The 16,685-nt window shown below is 62.8% G+C and carries 16 protein-coding genes; 9 read left to right on the top strand and 7 right to left on the bottom strand.

Annotated elements, in window-relative coordinates:
• Nucleotides 1–37 precede the first annotated feature (37 nt).
• Nucleotides 38–883 (top strand): hypothetical protein, encoded by an 846-nt coding sequence (locus tag XF30_RS07560; protein ID WP_146207665.1) that lies wholly within the window; start codon nucleotides 38–40, stop codon nucleotides 881–883.
• A gap of 134 nt (nucleotides 884–1,017) precedes the next feature.
• Nucleotides 1,018–2,007, top strand: a complete 990-nt coding sequence (locus XF30_RS07565) for a tripartite tricarboxylate transporter substrate binding protein (protein WP_109142334.1) — start codon at nucleotides 1,018–1,020, stop codon at nucleotides 2,005–2,007.
• Nucleotides 2,008–2,013: 6 nt separating this feature from the next.
• On the opposite strand, the gene XF30_RS07570 is transcribed toward XF30_RS07565, so the two are convergent.
• On the bottom strand, nucleotides 2,014–4,629 hold the full coding sequence (locus tag XF30_RS07570; RefSeq protein WP_158284336.1) for an autotransporter outer membrane beta-barrel domain-containing protein: 2,616 nt from the start codon (nucleotides 4,627–4,629) through the stop codon (nucleotides 2,014–2,016).
• A 252-nt stretch (nucleotides 4,630–4,881) separates the two neighbouring features.
• Between XF30_RS07570 and XF30_RS07575 the strand changes: the two genes are divergently transcribed.
• Nucleotides 4,882–5,220 carry a hypothetical protein gene (locus XF30_RS07575; protein WP_109142336.1) on the top strand — a complete coding sequence of 113 codons (339 nt, stop codon included), beginning with the start codon at nucleotides 4,882–4,884 and terminating at the stop codon, nucleotides 5,218–5,220.
• Nucleotides 5,221–5,226: 6 nt separating this feature from the next.
• Here the strand turns inward: XF30_RS07575 and XF30_RS07580 are convergent, their stop codons facing one another.
• Together XF30_RS07580 and XF30_RS07585 are read right to left on the bottom strand one after the other, a co-directional pair.
• Complete coding sequence (locus tag XF30_RS07580; RefSeq protein ID WP_036021146.1) at nucleotides 5,227–5,694, bottom strand: YbaK/EbsC family protein; 468 nt, start codon at nucleotides 5,692–5,694, stop codon at nucleotides 5,227–5,229.
• Between the two features lie 40 nt (nucleotides 5,695–5,734).
• A complete protein-coding gene (locus XF30_RS07585; RefSeq protein ID WP_109142337.1) occupies nucleotides 5,735–6,466 on the bottom strand; it encodes a haloacid dehalogenase type II in 732 nt (243 codons plus the stop codon).
• 335 nt (nucleotides 6,467–6,801) lie between these two features.
• Here XF30_RS07585 and XF30_RS07590 point away from each other — a divergent pair, with 335 nt between their 5' ends.
• Nucleotides 6,802–7,827: a phosphatase PAP2 family protein gene (locus XF30_RS07590; RefSeq protein WP_109142338.1), complete on the top strand. Its 1,026-nt coding sequence runs from the start codon at nucleotides 6,802–6,804 to the stop codon at nucleotides 7,825–7,827.
• Nucleotides 7,820–9,001: an acyltransferase family protein gene (locus XF30_RS07595; RefSeq protein ID WP_109142339.1), complete on the top strand. Its 1,182-nt coding sequence runs from the start codon at nucleotides 7,820–7,822 to the stop codon at nucleotides 8,999–9,001. Before XF30_RS07590 ends, XF30_RS07595 begins: the two co-directional genes overlap by 8 nt.
• Before the next feature lie 100 nt (nucleotides 9,002–9,101).
• Here the strand turns inward: XF30_RS07595 and XF30_RS07600 are convergent, their stop codons facing one another.
• The gene (locus tag XF30_RS07600) at nucleotides 9,102–9,473 is read right to left on the bottom strand and encodes a winged helix-turn-helix transcriptional regulator (RefSeq protein ID WP_036021178.1); all 372 of its coding nucleotides are present in this window, start codon (nucleotides 9,471–9,473) and stop codon (nucleotides 9,102–9,104) included.
• A gap of 160 nt (nucleotides 9,474–9,633) precedes the next feature.
• On the opposite strand from XF30_RS07600, the gene XF30_RS07605 reads away from it, so the two are divergent.
• Nucleotides 9,634–10,368: an SDR family NAD(P)-dependent oxidoreductase gene (locus tag XF30_RS07605; RefSeq protein ID WP_192893065.1), complete on the top strand. Its 735-nt coding sequence runs from the start codon at nucleotides 9,634–9,636 to the stop codon at nucleotides 10,366–10,368.
• A gap of 411 nt (nucleotides 10,369–10,779) precedes the next feature.
• On the opposite strand, the gene XF30_RS07610 is transcribed toward XF30_RS07605, so the two are convergent.
• Complete coding sequence (locus tag XF30_RS07610) at nucleotides 10,780–13,311, bottom strand: NAD-dependent epimerase/dehydratase family protein (RefSeq protein ID WP_109142341.1); 2,532 nt, start codon at nucleotides 13,309–13,311, stop codon at nucleotides 10,780–10,782.
• Between the two features lie 400 nt (nucleotides 13,312–13,711).
• Nucleotides 13,712–14,596, bottom strand: a complete 885-nt coding sequence (locus tag XF30_RS07615; RefSeq protein ID WP_036021159.1) for an amidohydrolase family protein — start codon at nucleotides 14,594–14,596, stop codon at nucleotides 13,712–13,714.
• 342 nt (nucleotides 14,597–14,938) lie between these two features.
• Between XF30_RS07615 and ykgO the strand changes: the two genes are divergently transcribed.
• The 3 genes from ykgO (at nucleotide 14,939) to XF30_RS07630 (ending at nucleotide 16,205) form a co-directional block, all read left to right on the top strand.
• Nucleotides 14,939–15,064, top strand: a complete 126-nt coding sequence (gene ykgO / locus XF30_RS07620) for a type B 50S ribosomal protein L36 (RefSeq protein ID WP_006611362.1) — start codon at nucleotides 14,939–14,941, stop codon at nucleotides 15,062–15,064.
• Between the two features lie 120 nt (nucleotides 15,065–15,184).
• Nucleotides 15,185–15,820 carry a tetratricopeptide repeat protein gene (locus XF30_RS07625; RefSeq protein ID WP_109142342.1) on the top strand — a complete coding sequence of 212 codons (636 nt, stop codon included), beginning with the start codon at nucleotides 15,185–15,187 and terminating at the stop codon, nucleotides 15,818–15,820.
• A gap of 124 nt (nucleotides 15,821–15,944) precedes the next feature.
• Nucleotides 15,945–16,205 carry a hypothetical protein gene (locus XF30_RS07630; RefSeq protein ID WP_036021163.1) on the top strand — a complete coding sequence of 87 codons (261 nt, stop codon included), beginning with the start codon at nucleotides 15,945–15,947 and terminating at the stop codon, nucleotides 16,203–16,205.
• A 7-nt stretch (nucleotides 16,206–16,212) separates the two neighbouring features.
• On the opposite strand, the gene XF30_RS07635 is transcribed toward XF30_RS07630, so the two are convergent.
• Nucleotides 16,213–16,395, bottom strand: a complete 183-nt coding sequence (locus XF30_RS07635) for a hypothetical protein (protein ID WP_028180446.1) — start codon at nucleotides 16,393–16,395, stop codon at nucleotides 16,213–16,215.
• Nucleotides 16,396–16,685: the final 290 nt, after the last annotated feature.

Below are 16,685 nucleotides of genomic sequence, written 5' to 3' on the forward strand. Positions count from 1 at the left end.
CAAGTTGAAGAAACGCTAGGGCCCTCGCGTTGCGGTCATGAACTTTGTTGTCTATACCCGCGCCGCGTTCTGTTTCCTGCTTCCCGTTTCTCAACAACCCGACGACCGCTACATGATGCTTCGTCTTATTTGCCTCTTCCTCTTCGCACTGTGCCTGGCCGGCCCCGCGCAGGCGCAAACCAACCAGCCGGCGACGGTTGCCAAGCCGGCAAAGAACGCGCCTCCCAAGCCGGCACCTGCTTCGCAGTCCACGCCGCAAGCTGCAGGACCGTGCGTCGGCGTGATATCGCTGCTGGGCGATCGCTTCATCGTGAAGAAGATCGGCGTGACCGTGTTCGGCAACGAGAACAAGGAGGTTCCGGTCGACGGTTTCGGGCTCGATGACCTCGTTGTCGAACGTGTGAGGGCCGCGGTCGGCTCTGGTTTTGTCGTCCGCAGGATCGCTGCCGATAGATCCGCATTCAGTTCCTACGATCCCGGGCTTGGCATGTTCGTTCGCAGCGACAAGGCCGGCGCCATCGTCCGCCAAGTTGCCGGTCAGGCCGGATGCAAACGCTATGTCGTCGTGATCAAGGGAATACGCCAGGGTGGATTCTTCGGCATCGGTGTCATGAAGGTCAGCCCGCTGTACGACATCGCCGACATCTACGCGGTCATACGGATCTACGTTCATGACGGGCAAAGCTTCGATATTCTGAAGAGCGGCGAAGGCTCGATCAGCGGAAGCAACTTTATGACCGGGCCGCCGACCCTGCGTATCGATTGGGCGCAGTGGCCAGAACCGCCGGAAGCCGCCAACAATCCAGTGATGCGCGCGTCGACGCGGCAACTGCTCGGCAACGTCCTCGACAAGAGCCTGCCCACCCTGTTGCAGTCGCAGTAGTTGGGGAGATGCGGCCAACCGGCCGCCCCCTCCAGGCCCCGCCGGGGAGGGTGCAAGCGCACGGCTATCGCAACACAATCCATTCCGGTTAGGCTGCCTCCCAATCACGAAAACAATCGGGGAGGTACCCACCAATGAACCGCCGCGAACTTCTGAAGGCCGCTGCCGTGCTGCCCCTCGCACAGGCCGCTTGCTCTCGATCAAGCTTTGCCCAAGCTCTTTACCCCTCGCGTAACATCACCATGATCGTGCCGTTCCCGGCCGGCGGACAGGCCGATCTCGCTGCGCGACCGGTCGCGACGGCGTTGGAGCGAATTCTCGGCAAGCCTGTGATCGTCGACAACCGGGCGGGAGGCGGCGGCGGATCGGTCGGCAATGCCGCGGCCGCGCGTGCCGAGCCCGACGGTTACACGCTGCTGATGACGCTGTCCTCGCTCGTGGTGCTCCCTGAGGCCGACCGGCTGTTCGACCGACCCGTCGCCTACGAGGTGTCGCAGTTCATGCCGATTGCGCGCGTGCTCGCCGATCCCACGCTGCTCGCGGTGCCGGCCTCGGCGCCCTGGAGAACCGCGCAGGATTTCGTCGAGGATGCGAAGAAGCGGCCGGGCCAGATCGCCTATGGCTCGTCCGGGCCGTACGGCACGCTGCATGTGGCCATGGAGATGTTCGCGAGCAGCGCCGGCATCAAACTGCTGCACGTGCCGTTCCGCGGTGCAGGTCCTGCGCTGACCGCGATCCTCGGCGGCACCGTGCAGGCGATCACCGCTGCACCCGGCACGCTGAAACCGCAGGTCGACGACGGCAGGCTGCGCGTGCTCGGCAATTGCGGCGCGCAGCGCATCGCAAGCTTCCCTGATGTGCCGACCTTCCAGGAGCTCGGCTACAAGGATGTCGAGTTTTACATCTGGGCCGGGCTGTTCGCGCAGAGCGCTCTCCCTGCGCCGATCGCGATCCGCCTGCGCGAGGCGATGACGCAGGTGATGACGAGCCCTGATGTGCTCAAGGCATTCGAGACCTCGGGCAGCCTCGTCGCCTATCAGGACGCGCCGGCCTTCTCTGAGTTCGTCGCGACCGACAGCAAGCGGCTGATCGCGGCGGTGAAGAAGATTGGCAAGGTGGAGTAGGGCCGCTCAGAATTCGCTGCGGACCAGGCCGCGCAGCGTGTGACGGTCGTATCCCGGCGCGAACGCGCCCTCGTACGAGGCCTTGAACGATGTCGCGGTCGTCAGGTCCCACCGGATTTCGGCGCCGGCAAGCGCCACCGTGCGCGCGCGCTCGACGCCGGTGATCGCGAACGGAATGCCGGGTGCGCCTTCCAGCGCCGCCGTCGTGGTTGCCGCGCTGCCGGTAAACTCATGACGAACGGCAATGGTCGCGCCGAACTGTGCCGCGTGGCCATTCGGCATCATCATGCGCTGGCTGCCGCGCAGGCCGGCCGTGCCATAGCCGAGGTCGAAACTGCCGCCTCGCACCAGCTGATTGACCCCCGGCGCACCTGCCTCTGAAAAACTGCCCTGGCGTGTCGCGTACCAATCAGCCTTGGCAAAGGGCTCGGCGACAAGACCCCATCCGGTCTGGAACGGTCGCGAGATGCCCAGCGAAGCGGCAAAGGTGTTTGCACGCGAGGCGGCAGTTGCCGTCTCGCCGAGGAACGCGATCGTGCGCGAGGAGTCGAGCGCCGCAAAGGAATAGCTGATCGCCGATGCGAGATTGAAGCCGCCGGCTTCGCCGCGCGCGTAGACGCCGGCATGCCCGGCATTGGCCTCGATACGGTCGGCGCGGCCGGTCATTCGCAGTTGGCCGGTCGATGCGCCGACCGCGAGGCCTGCCGTAAAGCCCGGCATGTGCCAGAGGTCGGCACCGAGCGCGGCGCCGGCGATGGTCGTGTTGGTTCCGAAGGCAATGTCGCTCGCGGCCACCTTGTCCCAATTGCCATAGCCGCCAAACCAGACGCTCTGCATCGGCGCCGCGCGGCGGCGGTTCAGCGCCTTGCCGATCGGGTCCCTGGGCTCCGGCGCGTAGGCGGACGCGGTCATCCGAACGGTCTCGCCGCGCGACTGCGTCCCGGCATTCCACATGAAGCTCTGGAACATGTCGGCCTGATCCGCAACGAAGCGGCGTCCATCGGCGTGGATTTGACCGGCCAGGTCGTCGAGGCCGGCCTTGATGCCTGGCGTATTGAGCGCGGCGAGTGTGTTGATCGCAGTGGCCAGCGGTCCCGATGCGCCGCCGAGCTGTGCCTGGTCGAGTGCGCCGGCCACCGCAGCCTGGTTCGGCGTCAGCGCCGACAACGTTCCGAAGCCGCCGATCTGCTTCAGCAGGAAATAGACGTTGTTGGCATCGTAGCTGAGCTGCCCCGTGAGCAGCGGGCTGCCGGAGCTCGTGAGCGCCGCGAACGTGCCGCTGACGCCGCCGGCCGCCGAGAGGATGGTGTATTGCGTATTGGCGATAAAGCCCGCGCCGAGCGGCACGATCTGCACCGTGCCGCCGTTGAGCGTCGCGGTCCCGGTCGCTGCGATCCTGTCGGACTGGCCGCCGGGGTTGATCTCGACCTGAAAGGTCGAGCCGGCATTGAAGGCGACGTTGCCGTTGACGTTGAGCGTCCCGATCGAATTGCCGGGCGCGACCATGCCGCCATTGTTGACGACGATTCCGCCGACGGTGCCGGTGCCGCCGAGATAGCCGCCATTGATCGTGACGACCGAGGGCAATGTGCCGTTCACGATCAGCCCGCCCGCGTCCACTGTCGTCGCGCCGTTGAAGGCGGTGGTGTCGGTCAGCGTCCAGACGGAGTTGCCGTTCTTCTTCAGTTGCTCGAACTCGTCATATTGCAGGCCGGGGCCGAGATTGCCGAGGTCGAACGTGGCGCTGCCAATGCTGCCGAAGTTCAGCGTGTCGGTACCGCTCCCGCCGCGAACATTCCCGGTGATCGTCGCCCCCGGAGCGAGGCCGAGCTGATCATCGCCGCCATTCAGCTCGATCGCTCCGCTGCCGCCGCCCGAGATGGTGCCGGCGTTGAAGATGGTGTCGCTGCCGGAAGAGCCCTGGATGGCGATGAAGAAGCCGCCGGAGATCGTGCCGCCATTGACGAGCGAATTGCCGCCGGCGATGAATTGCACGCCGGTATGGCCGCCGCCGATCGATCCGCTGTCATAGACGAGGACGACATTGCCGCTCGACGTCCCGCTGATCCGCAGTCCCGTCGTGTTTCCTCCGGTGCCGACGGCCGTCCCGCGAATGTTGAGGAGGTTGTCGTTCGAATTGTCGATGACGATGGCTGCTTCGGCGTTGCCCGTACCCTCCGCGATCGCACCGGCGGCGACCGTCACATTGTTGTGGGTCGATCCGTTGGAGAGCAGAACCGCTCCGCTGGAGGTCGAGACTGTCGCCTGATTGTTGACGGTGACATGCGAGGCGATGGTGCCGTCGAAAACGATCGCAGGTATGCCGGCGCCGGGCAGCAGCGATGTCGTGGTGCCGTCGCCGACATTGACGGTGACGTTGGTGCGGCCGGTGGCGTTGATGTGATCGGTGTTGCCGAGGCCGGTGCAGGTTGCGACATCGCCCGAATTGAGTGCGCCGATCGTGCCGGTGCCTGCCACGGTGCAGGCGGCGCGCGCCGGGCTGGACGTCAGGACCGGGAAGGCCAGCACGAGGGGCGCCAGCGCGGTGGTGACCAGCAGCTTGCGGCGAAAGATTGCGGCCGTGGCGACGTTTTGCGCACAGACCGGTCTTGCAGTCGGCATCGACATTCCCCTCATTGCAGCCCATTGCTAGCGGGAGCGCCGTGATGATTCTTGGCGTCAGGCGAAATGCCTTATGGCGAAAGGCGCAAGAGGCCGGTTTGCTTCTGCCCTGTTGCTGGGGCGCCACGGACCAAGGCGTCAGCGGGAGCTGCCATGGTTCCAGTCGCGCTTTTCACATTTTGTTGTTGGTCCAGAACAAGCTCGCGTCTCATTGATTGAAGAGAATTCGAGAGAGTTGGGAAGGATCTGGACATGCGAACAGAGCGGATCGCGCTAGGTGTGGCGCTTGCGGTCGGCGGCATCGTGGCGCACAGCGCTGCATCCGCGCAGGAATACCGCGGCACGATGGAACAGCAGATGGCATGTACACCTGATGTGTGGCGCCTGTGCAGCGATCAGATTCCCGATGTGAACCGCATTGTGGCCTGCTTGCAGCAGAACACGCCGCAGCTCTCGAGCGGCTGCCGCGCGGTATTCCAATCCAACAATCAGATGCCGCCGCAGCAACAGGTTCCGCGCGGTCGCGCCGCGCCACCACCACGCTACATTGCTCCGCCGCCTCCACAGCGGCCTTACGACGAGGACGAATAGCCCCGCTCAGGGCCTGTGCTCGCAGACGTCGACCCATTCAGCCGCGGTCAGCTCGGCCATCCGCTCCGGCGTGATGCGCACCGCGCTATGGGTCGAGCCGGCAGCCGGCACCACGACATCGAAGGCCTTCAGCGAGACGTCGCAATAGATCGGCAGCGGCGACTTCAGGCCGAAAGGGCAGACGCCGCCGACCTCGTGTCCAGTGATGTCGGCGACTTCCTCCAGACCCAGCATCTTCGGCTTGCCGCCGAACTGCGCCTTGACCTTCTTGTTGTCCATGCGCGAGGTGCCGGCCGCGACGATCAGGATCACGCGCTCGCCGATCCGTAACGACAGCGTCTTGGCGATCATTCCGGGCTCGACGCCATAGGCTTCGGCCGCCAGCGCCACGGTCGCGGAGCTGATCGGGGATTCGATGACGGAGATGTCGGGGGCTTTCTCGGCGAAGAAGGCGCGAACGGATTCCAGGCTCATTCCGGGCAGCTCATTCCAATCTTACAGCGGGCGACGACCCCTAAGCGATTCCCGGCAGCTCGGAGAGGGCGCGGACGCGATGATCCGGCGCAAAGCCGAGCTCGTCCATCTGGGTGCGGATCGCCTTGAACATGGTGAGCGGTGCCACGAGTTCGTTCTCGACGCAAGCCAGCGCCATCGCTTCGGGCGTCACCCGCTCGATCCAGGCAACCTTCAGTCCGAACGATTTTGCCCCGGCGGCGTCCCAGGGATTGGAGGAGACGAACAGAACCTCATCAGGCGCGGTGCCGAGCACCTCGCCGATCAGCTCATAGGCCTGTGGGCTCGGCTTGAAGATCTTTTTCGCGTCGACGCTGATAGTGGCATCGAGCAGGCGGTCGAGCCCGGAATTGCGTACCAGCGCATTGAGCATGTCCGGGCTGCCGTTGGAGAGGATGGCGAGCTTGCGCGGTCTTAAGGCCGCGAGCGTTTCGGCCGCATCCGGATAGAGATCGAGATGCAGATATTTCTCGATGACGCGCTCGAATGTCTCGCTCTCATAGGCGAGCCCGAGCACACGCAGCGTATAGGCGAGCGAATCGCGCGTGACCGCGTCAAAATCCTGGTAAGCTTGCATCAGCGAGCGCAGCCAGGTGTATTCGAGCTGCTTGATGCGCCAGACCTGCGTGATGATCGCGCCATAGCCCGGAAACGCATCCTCGGTGACGTCCGCGACCGACTGGATGTCATAGAGCGTGCCATAGGCGTCGAAGACGACGGCTTTGATGGGCATGAATTGTCCTTTCGGCCCGTTGAGAACTCCGATCGGGGAGTGCTCATCATGTCAGCTTACCAAATCACTGCGGACGTCTGCCACTGCCCGTCCCGGGCGAATATTTCCCGCCCCGCAGCAAGCAGCGCTTGCCGGGTTGCTTCCGCATATTCCTCACGGCGCGTTCGTTGGTCATTCGCAGCCTTGTTCATAGGCCACTTCCGCTGCCAAATTGTCCTGCCAAGTTTTCCCGAATTTCTATTAGGGGACGTATCGACGAACTGCACATCCTGAAATTGTGAATCTCTTAAGAGTTGTTCTGGCAGAAGCACTCTCCTGGAATGTGAGAATGCCCAATGAAAGAAAGCGATGAGGCTCTTTCGCAATCGCTTCCCTCTGCGCTGGTCGAACCGCCGCAGTTTGACCCGTCACTGTCGTTACTTCGGCTGAATTGGGCGCTTATCGCTGCACTTGCCGCACTATTCGGCGCTGGCGTTCTCCTGACAGGCTTCAGCATCAAATGGGGCGGATATCTCACAGTAGGTGGGGTGGCAGCGGTTTACGGACTTGTGGGGCAATTCAGCGCCAGATCCTCGACCGCCAGTCCCAGGGTCTATGCAACGCTTCTGCTGCCAGCGCAGACCGTCCTATTTCTCATCCTTCTCGTATCCCTCGGCTACATTGCCGCCTCCGCGAATCTGCCAATGCAGGAAGCCAGGCTGCTGGCGTTCGATCGCATGCTGGGATTGGACTTCCGGGCCTATGTTCACTTTGTGAACGAGAGGCCGGGCTTGCTGCATGCGTTCGCGCTCACCTATGATTCCATCAATAAGCAGATGCTTCTGTTGATTATCCTCCTGCCGCTGTTCGGATTCCATCAGCGGGGGACGGAGTTGGTGCTCGGCTTGGCCGTAGCTCTCATCGGAACCACCTTCATCTCGACGCTCGTTCCTGCGACGGGAGCGTATGAAGCCGCAGGACTTGATCTCTCCGACCACCCGAACTTCGAGCCGGTTTGCTATTACGCGACTTTGCGCGAGTTGCCATTGATCCGGCAGGGCGTCACCAGGGTGATCGATGTGTACGCCTTGGCTCCCGTTCTGACCTTTCCCAGTTTTCACGCCGTTTTAGCTGTCCTCTATGTGTGGGCGATGTGGCCGATCCGGTGGTTGAGAATTCCGGGCGCGCTGTGGAACGCGGTCATGCTGGCTGCGACGCCGATCGGAGGCGGTCATTTCTTCGTCGATGTCATTGCCGGGGCCGTCATCGCTTTGCTGACAATAGTTGCCGTTCATTGGCTTGGACGTCGCTTGTCCCGCAACCATAAGATGGCGAAGCCGGCACCGCTGCCGCTCACGACCGCGGCGGCGGCCCATGCGTGACCAGTCTTTTCTGCACCTAGCAGATCACCAGATGCAACGTCCCCGTCACTCCCTCGTAGCGGCAGAACTCCCGCCGCAGGGCGAGACTTACTGCGATGGTTCGGCCAGACGCCAAGCTTCTAAAACGCCGCAGGTGTTCGCGGGTATACAGGCAATGCGCGGCATTGCGGCGCTGTCGGTAGTCTGCGGGCATGCAGTCAGTGCGAGACCCGATATGGTGGGCCCGGAGCTTGCCGAAGGAGCGATGACCATTCTTGCGAGCGGTGTCGACATTTTCTTCGTTATCTCCGGCTTCATCATCGCAACAACAGCGGCGGCACAACACAACCCTTTCAATTTTGCGTTCAGACGAGCCCTTCGAATTTATCCGGTCTATTGGCTCGTGTTGCTGGCGGCGTTCGCCAGCTCCTACTGGATCATACTGGCGCCGGGGGAACGTCCGGCACTCGACGCCGGAACGATCTTCGCGTGGACATATCCGAACTGGTACATAGGGCCAGCATGGTCACTCGCTTTCGAGCTGCACTTCTATGCTGCAGTCGCAATCATCCTTGCGATTAAGCCGAACCGTCTATTCGAGACCCTTTTCGCGTGGCTCGGCATGGTCGTCGTCGCATCCTTCTTCCAAATTCAGCTCGGCATCTACTCCCACCCGCTGGTGCTGGAATTCGGTGCCGGCGTTGGCATCGCCTATCTCTTGAAAGAACGCGGATTGCGCTTTTCGCCCCGTCTCATAGCTTGTTCAGCGGGCCTGTTCTTTGCCGGCTGGTACTGGATTTTTGTGCAGGGAGCGACCGATCCACAGTTTGCCCGCGTACCGACCTATGGCTTAGGCGCGGGATTGCTCATGTATGCGGTGGTATCTGCCGAGATCGAAGGGCAATCCTTCTCGCCCGTCCTGCAATACCTGGGCAAGATTTCGTACTCGCTGTACATGGTCCACTACCCGTTGGTGAAATGGATCGCCAATTTTGACAGGCCGTGGCTGCTGTCAGTCGCCGGGACAGTTATCGCACTCATCCTGCTCTCTGTCGGTCTTGCCATTGTCTTGCACGTCCTCATTGAAGCGCCAATCCTCTCTTGGGGAAGAAGGTTGAGCCTGATGCGCCGGAGCCAATCAACGTCGGACACAGGCAAGCGGGAAGGGACCGTGCATCCAGCAAGTATCGAGTGAACAAACTCTCTTCCGCAGTCGGCGTCGGCAAACGGCTCACGGGGACTCAAGGCGAATTGCGCCAACGCTGCGATCAGGGGCGGACGAAGTGCAGCGGAAGCTAGCCGGTCGGCTGACGTCCTGGCCGCGTCCAGGTCGCCCGCTCTGCGAACACCCGGCTGACCTCCGCCATGTGCTCGGTGCCCCACGTGCAGAGCGGCACCAGCGCTTCGGCGAGGCTCTGGCCCAGAGGCGTGAGGCTATAGTCCACCCGCGGCGGCACCTCCTTGTAGTCGGTCCGCTTCACCAGGCCATCGGCCTCCAGCTCCTTGAGCTGCTGGATCAGCACCTTGTCGCTGACGTCGCGTATGGCGCGCCGAAGCTCGCCGTAACGGGTCGGTCCGTCCTGGGCGACGAAGTACAGGATCAGCGGCTTCCACTTGCCCGAGACGACCCGCAAGGTCGCATCCAGGCCGCAGGTGAAGCCGGGCAGATTCGGCGTGCAACGTTGGACGTCTGCTTGGGCTTGCGCCGGTGGGGAGATGAGGTCTGAACGATCTGACGACATTTTTTGGGCACTTACCAAAAGGTGCATACTTGTCGATAGGTGGGTACGCCGCCAGCTCAGTGCAACCTCAATGAAGGAGCACATCATGAGCAGACTACAAGGCAAGACGGCGGTGGTGACGGGCGGCGGAACGGGCATCGGGCTCGGAGCCGCCAAACGGTTCGTCGATGAAGGCGCATTCGTCTATCTCTTCGGGCGACGGCAGGAGCCGCTCGATGCTGCGCTCGCGCAGCTGGGGTCCTCGGCGCGTGCCGTCAGGGGTTCGGTCACCGATCTGTCCGACCTCGACCGACTGTATGCGACGGTGAAAGCCGAACGCGGCAATGTCGACGTTCTGTTCGCCAATGCCGGGACCGGCGCGTTTGCGCCGCTCGGCCAGATCACGCCCGAGCACTACGATCAGATCTTCGATGTCAACGTGAAGGGGCTGGTGTTCACCGTGCAGAAGGCCCTGCCGCTGATGCGCAGAGGATCGTCGATCATCCTGACCGGCTCGAGCACGGGCGTGATGGGGACGCCGCAGTTCAGCATCTACAGCGCGACCAAGGCGGCGATCCGCAATCTGGCGCGCAGCTGGGCGCTGGACCTGCGCGGCACGGGCATCCGCGTCAACGTGCTGTCGCCGGGGCCGACCAAGACGGGGCTGGCGCTGGAGGTCGTGGGCGAGGAAGCCTTCGATGCACTCGGCAGCGCCACGCCCATCGGGCGCGTCGGCGACCCCAGCGAGACCGGCGCGGTGGCCGCATTCCTGGCGTCCTCGGACAGCAGCTACATGACCGGCGGCGAGGTCTTTGTCGATGGAGGCTTGGCTCAAGTCTGAAGCCTTCGTCTGAGTGCGAGGGCTTTGGTCAATGGGATCGAAGCCCTCATGCGCTGCGATGAGGATACGATTAGAGCGAAATGGCTTTAGGTTGAATTGATCGGTGGGGCTCGTTCACCTCTCCCGCTTGCGGAGAGGCATAGGCGGCCTCTGGCCGCCGTTCTCTAAGACGCCGATGCTTCGCATCGGCTATGGCGCCGGGTGAGGGCTTTGTCCTCTTGGGGATTGTCCCATTGCGGAAGCACCCTCTCCCGACTCGCTCCCGCAAGCCTGCGGGAGAGAGGGCACCTCTGTTGTTGCAGCGATCAAGCACTCGGCGAGCCATACGTGATGCCGCTGTCCGATCAGATGCGTCATGAGAAAGCTCCCCGCATCATCTTCGGTGGCGCCCACGCAGAGCCCGCCGTTGCGTCATACTATTGCGTGGTCCCATCCGCCGTAATGCGCGGCGCTACGGGTGCCGCGTGGCAGGCTCAGCCCGATGAGGAGGACACCGGTTGCAACGTTGGCTATCGTCGCGATTGTCGTGGCGCCGTCGAGGACAAAGGGGGAGATTGCCACCCATGCTCCGAGCGCGACGTTGGCGAACCGCGCGGCACGCGCCACCTCCGCCATCGCCGTAACGGCGACGAGGATGACAAGGCAGCCGGTGATATGGTCGCTGAAGTAGAGGATCGGGCTCGTGCCGAAGGCAAGCGGCGTGATCATCAGCAGCATTCCAAGGAAAGAGCTCGCGACCAGCGTCCAGGGAAAATTGACGCCGCCGGTGACTATGTCGCGCAGCACCGCCGATAACGGGCGGTCGAGATCGGGCGTCGGCGCCTGCTTCTCGGAGAGCGCCGGGCCACCGCGCCAGAAAGTGCGCCAGAACGGCTGGCCCGCCTGCTTCGCGCCCCAAAGATACTGACAGCTCGCCAGTACCTCATCTATCGAATAGGGGATGAGCACTATCGTGATCGCGGCCTGGATGATGCAGAGCGTACACAGTGCACCGATCAAAGGGGCCTGGATAATGATGAAGCTGACGCTCACGAGCCCGAGCGGGATAACCAGTAGGCCGAACAGAATCACCATCCATGGCATTGTGCGCCAGCGGCGACGGTCGCCGATCGCGCCTGCCAGGGCATCTAGCGCGTAGGCGAAGGCGCCAAACCCGGCATCGGCGACCGGAAAGCCCTTCGAGACCCAGGAGGTCACCACCGCCTCGCTGCCATTGGCGACCGCTGCATCACCTGGGCCGAAGAAAGGATCCCACAACCCGTCGATATGACCGAGTTGATAGGCGGCGAGATAGCGCGAGACGAACAGGCCGACAAAGGCCAGAGCAATGATGTGGAGGCGCTGGCTGAATGTGGATGGCGAGTAGGTCCAGCCGAGGGGGCGATCATCGTCGGCGGCGAGGGCTTGGCGGCTGATGCCCGGTGTTGGAGGAACCATCACCGCGAGCGTCACGATCAGCATGCCAGCAAGCGTATCGGTGGCGTAGGCTCCAGCGCTCGTGGTCCAGAACACGAGAGGTGCGAACATGACCCATATGCCGACGGCAGCGGTGAGCCACTGCAACCAGCGCCAGCGCCGACGCATGCCGATGAGTGCGAACGCGACGACAAGAATGCCGGACACGATCTCGCTGATGCCGAGCCTGCCGTCACGTGTCTCGGGCGAAGCGATCTCATGTCCCAGCGCCGGCGGAATTGGCGCCGCGGATGGATCGAAGAGACCAAGCGTGACAGGCGAGGCGACGAGCCACAGTCCAATCGCTGCATTGGTCAGCGGCGCCCAGAGCGTGCGCGCCCGATGCCGTTCCGTCTCGGCCTCAACCTCATCTTTCGAAGGCTCCAGCGATTGCCGCAGTCTCTCCGCGGCCTGGTCGAGCTCGGGTTCGGAAGCGGCGACCGTCGCAGGATGAAGTTTGTTCGTCTCGTACCAGTCCGTCGGGTCGACCTTAAGCCGCCGGATCATTTCGGGCAGCGTGGCGGTCAGACTGTGTCGGGGTTTCCACCCCAAGAGGCTCCTCGCTCGCGAAGTATCGATCTCATAATGGTCGTCGGCATTCTCGATCATCCACGACTTGATGTCGGTATCCTGATCGAGAACCTTCTCCTGCATCCAAGTGCCGAGCTTCGTCATCTCTTTCGGGAGGGACATCGTCCGCCATCTCTCCCCATGCACAAGCTGGCCAATCCGCCTCTGCATCTCGTCGTAACTCGGCGTTTCCTCTTCGCCAATGAGCAGTGTCGTTTCATCAGCAAGATCATTGCGTCGATCGACCACGCGTACCACGGCCTCGACGAGGTCGTTCTTGTGGAGATAGGGCTGGCCAGTGGTGATGTCGCCGGTGAAGAGATAAGCGGTCGGCAAGCGCTCGAAGATGCGGGCGATCTGCTGCGCGATGAATGCCGCACGGCAATCCTCGTCATAGACACCTGCAAGCCTCAGGATCGCGACCTTGATGTTGCCATGCTCGTTCAGGATCAGGGTCTCGGTCTTCGCCTTTGACTGCGGATAGGCCCAAGCTGGTTCGATCGGCGAATCTTCATCGATCTTTCTTCCCTTTGCTGAGCTAGGAGCATGCACGAGCAGCGTGCTCGAGAAGACGAACTGCTTCGTGTCGAATGCCTGAAGGGCCGCCAGCAGTCGGCGCGTTCCCTGAACGGTCACGGCATCGTATCTCGGGTTGTCTTCGCCGGTCGTGTCGTAATAGGCGGCAAGGTGAATGACCGAGGCGATCCGACCGCCTGTTCGCGCACGAACCTGGTCCAGCGCCTTCGCCACGATTGCATCCGAGGTGAGGTCGATCTCAATTGTCTCGATGCCGGACAACGGCTTCTTAGGGCGGCTGACATCGAGGCCGATGACCTGGTAACGATCCATCAAGCCGCGCGCGATCGCCTGGCCGAGAAAGCCGCTGCTGCCGGTGATCAGGACGGTGGGGCGAGACATGGCATTCGCTGCTCAACGTGTCTTAGCGAACGACCCGGGTACCCGAAAGTTTCCCTCCAACCTGCTTTTGCGTCCTGGATCGCCGGAGTATCACGCGCCCCATCCACCTACTTCGACGCCGCTGGTGAGCAGCCCAAGCTTGAATCGGGTGGAATCACACAACGTCGTGAGGTCGATGTGGACCGCGGCCCGGCCGCCAGCCTGAAAGAACTGTGGGTACGATGTCGGTCGCTCTGACGTACCCAGAGGATCCGGAGCAGGCGGCGCGCGTCGTGTTCGAGGTACTCTACGCGCCGTCCGAATCCGGACCAGAGATGGAAGGGATACGCTAGGCTACGCCAGCCGAGATGTACCCCGTGGCCAAACCTAGTTGCATGCCGGTTTCATGGAAGCGGATCGTCTAGATCCCCAGCAGCTTGCGCGCGTTCGCCTTCAACACCTTCGGCCGGATTTCGTCGCGGATCTCGATCTTGGCGAAATCGGACAGCCAGCGGTCCGGCGTGATCACCGGCCAGTCCGAGCCGAACAGCATCTTGTCCTGGAGAATCGAGTTGATGTAGCGCACCAGGATCGGCGGGAAATACTTTGGCGACCAGCCCGACAGGTCGATGTAGACGTTCGGCTTGTGGGTCGCGACCGAGAGCGCCTCTTCCTGCCAGGGGAAGGAGGGGTGGGCGAGGATGATCTTGAGGTCGGGGAAATCGGCCGCGACGTCGTCCATGTACATCGGGTTGGAATATTTCAGCCGCATGCCCATGCCGCCGGGCATGCCGGAGCCGACGCCGGTCTGGCCGGTGTGGAACAGCGCGATCGCGCCGCCATTGTTGATCTCCTCATAGAGCGGATAGGCCATGCGGTCGTTGGCGTAGAAGCCCTGCATGGTCGGGTGGAATTTGAAGCCGCGCACGCCGTATTCCTCGATCAGCTTGCGTGCCTCGCGGGCCCCGAGCTTGCCCTTGTGCGGGTCGATCGAGACGAAGGGGATGAGCACGTCGAGATGCTCGGAGGCGATCTCCAGCATCTCCTCGTTCTTGTAGCGGCGGAAGCCGGTCTCGCGCTCGGCATCGACCGGGAAGATCACCGCGGCGATGTTCTTGGAGCGGTAATAGGCCGCGGTCTCCGGCACGGTCGGCGGATGCTTGTGCGGCGACTTGAAATACTCCGCCATCTGCGCCTGGAAATCGTCATAGCCGTCGTCGGGATGGGTGCCGCAGGGCTCCTCGGCATGGGTGTGGATGTCGATGGCGACGACTTTGTCGATATCAGGCAGCTTCAGCTTCGGCATGGGTGTCCTCCCGACGGGTTGCCGAATTGATTATAGGATATAACGAATTTGGCAAGGCGCTGGTTTCGGCGAAAGCGCAGGTAGCGACAGTCTTTGCCGCGCCTGACCTCCGATGCGCCGGATCGGGCCGATCCGGCCGCTTCTACTGTGCATGGGGTTGTTTTCGCGGTTTTGCTCGTTGGGAGCCGGGCAGTTAACATTGACATGACCTCCCGCCATGCCTTAAGAACCGCTCCGTCCCGGGCGGTCGGTCCGCCAGCGGGAAAAATCTCATTTTGCCACATTCGCGCGTGCCGAAACGGTAGTGCCGAACACGGCCTTTCGAACGTTCAGGATTCTGCCATGAAGGTCCGTAACTCGCTGAAATCGCTGCGCGGTCGCCATCGCGCCAACCGCCTGGTCCGCCGCAAGGGCCGGGTCTATGTGATCAACAAGGTGCAGCGCCGCTTCAAGGCGCGCCAGGGCTGATCTGAGCGGCTGATCACGCCCTGCCGGGAGCCTTCGCGCGCCCCGCAAGATCACGGTCTCACACGAGTTTGACGCCGCCTTTGCTTTGCAAGGGCGGCTTTGCGCGTTTAGACTTCCACCATGGCAGTGAGATTCCGTTTCGCGCGCACCCTGTGTCTGGCCCTCGTGCTGGGAACCGCCGGCCTTGCGCCGGCGGCCCTGGCCCAGCAGGTCGAGCCGCCCGGCAAGCAGAAGAAGCTGCCCGAGGCGCCGTCGAAGCTGCCGAAGGTCGACCGCAGCAAGAATCTCGATTTCCTGTTCGGGGCGCTGAAGGCGGCGCCCGACGAGGTCAGCGCCAAGCATGTCGAGGCGCGGATCTGGGCGATCTGGCTGCAGACCCCGAGCGACACCGCCGCGCTCCTGATGTCTCGCGCCAAGACCGCCGTCGATGCGAAGAAGATCGACGTCGCGATCAAGCTCCTGGATTCGATCATCAAGCTCAGGCCCGATTACATCGAGGCCTGGAACCGGCGTGCGACGCTCTATTACATGCAGAACGATTATGGCCGCTCGCTCGCGGACATTCAGCAAGTGCTGATCCGAGAGCCCCGCCATTTCGGCGCGCTCGCCGGCCTCGGCATGATCATGCAGGAGGTCGGGGACGAGAGGCGCGCGCTCGAGGCCTACCGCAAGGCGCTCGCCGTCAATCCGCACCTGGAAAAGATCCCCGACCAGGTCAAGGCGCTGACCGAGAAGGTCGAAGGCCGCGACATCTAGCTATAACTCGATCATTTCTTGAGCGATCGCGGCCGGCGCGGATTAACCACGATCCGAGCCGGGGCGTTGCAAGGACTATTGCGGGGCCTGTTGCAGGCCTACCTGCATGGCAGGAGCGAAAGCCATGAAGCATTTGATGGTCGCAGCGACGTTGCTGCTCGCGTCGGGGACGGTGAGCTTCGCCGACGGACTGTTCTGGGTGGTCGGCAACCGTGCCACCGGCAAATGCGCCATCGTGACCAGCAATCCAGTCATCATTGGCGACATCTGGTTCGGCGACGGTCCCTACAAGTCCAAGGCCGATGCCAAGCTTGCGCGCTCGACGATTCGCGTCTGTCCCCCGGTCACGCCCGAGGAAGAAAAGCAGGAGGAGGGGGCGAACTAGGCTGCGCTTAATGCAGCACGCTGCTGCCGCGCTCGACCAGGCCGCGGTCGGCGGCTGCGGCGTAGGCCTTTGCCAGCTCGGTCTCGAGATGCTCGTTGATCAGGAGCAGCGCCCGCACCGCACCGCGCAGGTCGCCGTTGCAGCTCGCGACGATTTCGTCGATTGCAGTATCGTTCGATCTGAAGCTCATCGAAATTCTCCGGTTCAAACCAGGACAATCCTGCCGGTCTTTCCCGCATCCCCCTGATGTTGCGGTGAGGATCGGCGCCCACCCGCGCCTAGATGGCGGAACCGACCATGGCGATTATATGGAAGCTGCGATGACGCCCGCATGAAGCTGGTCCGAAGCTTGCGTGCGGCTTAGGATGGCTCTGATTTCATTGAGTTTTCTCGATCAGCAATTATGCACATATCCACAGCCCCAGCATTTTTGGTGGAAGCGCGCACCGCCGGCGGCGAAACTGCCGGCCGAGCAGACCC

It is taken from the genome of Bradyrhizobium sp. SUTN9-2, assembly GCF_003122645.1.
GTDB classification, from domain to species: domain Bacteria; phylum Pseudomonadota; class Alphaproteobacteria; order Rhizobiales; family Xanthobacteraceae; genus Bradyrhizobium; species Bradyrhizobium yuanmingense.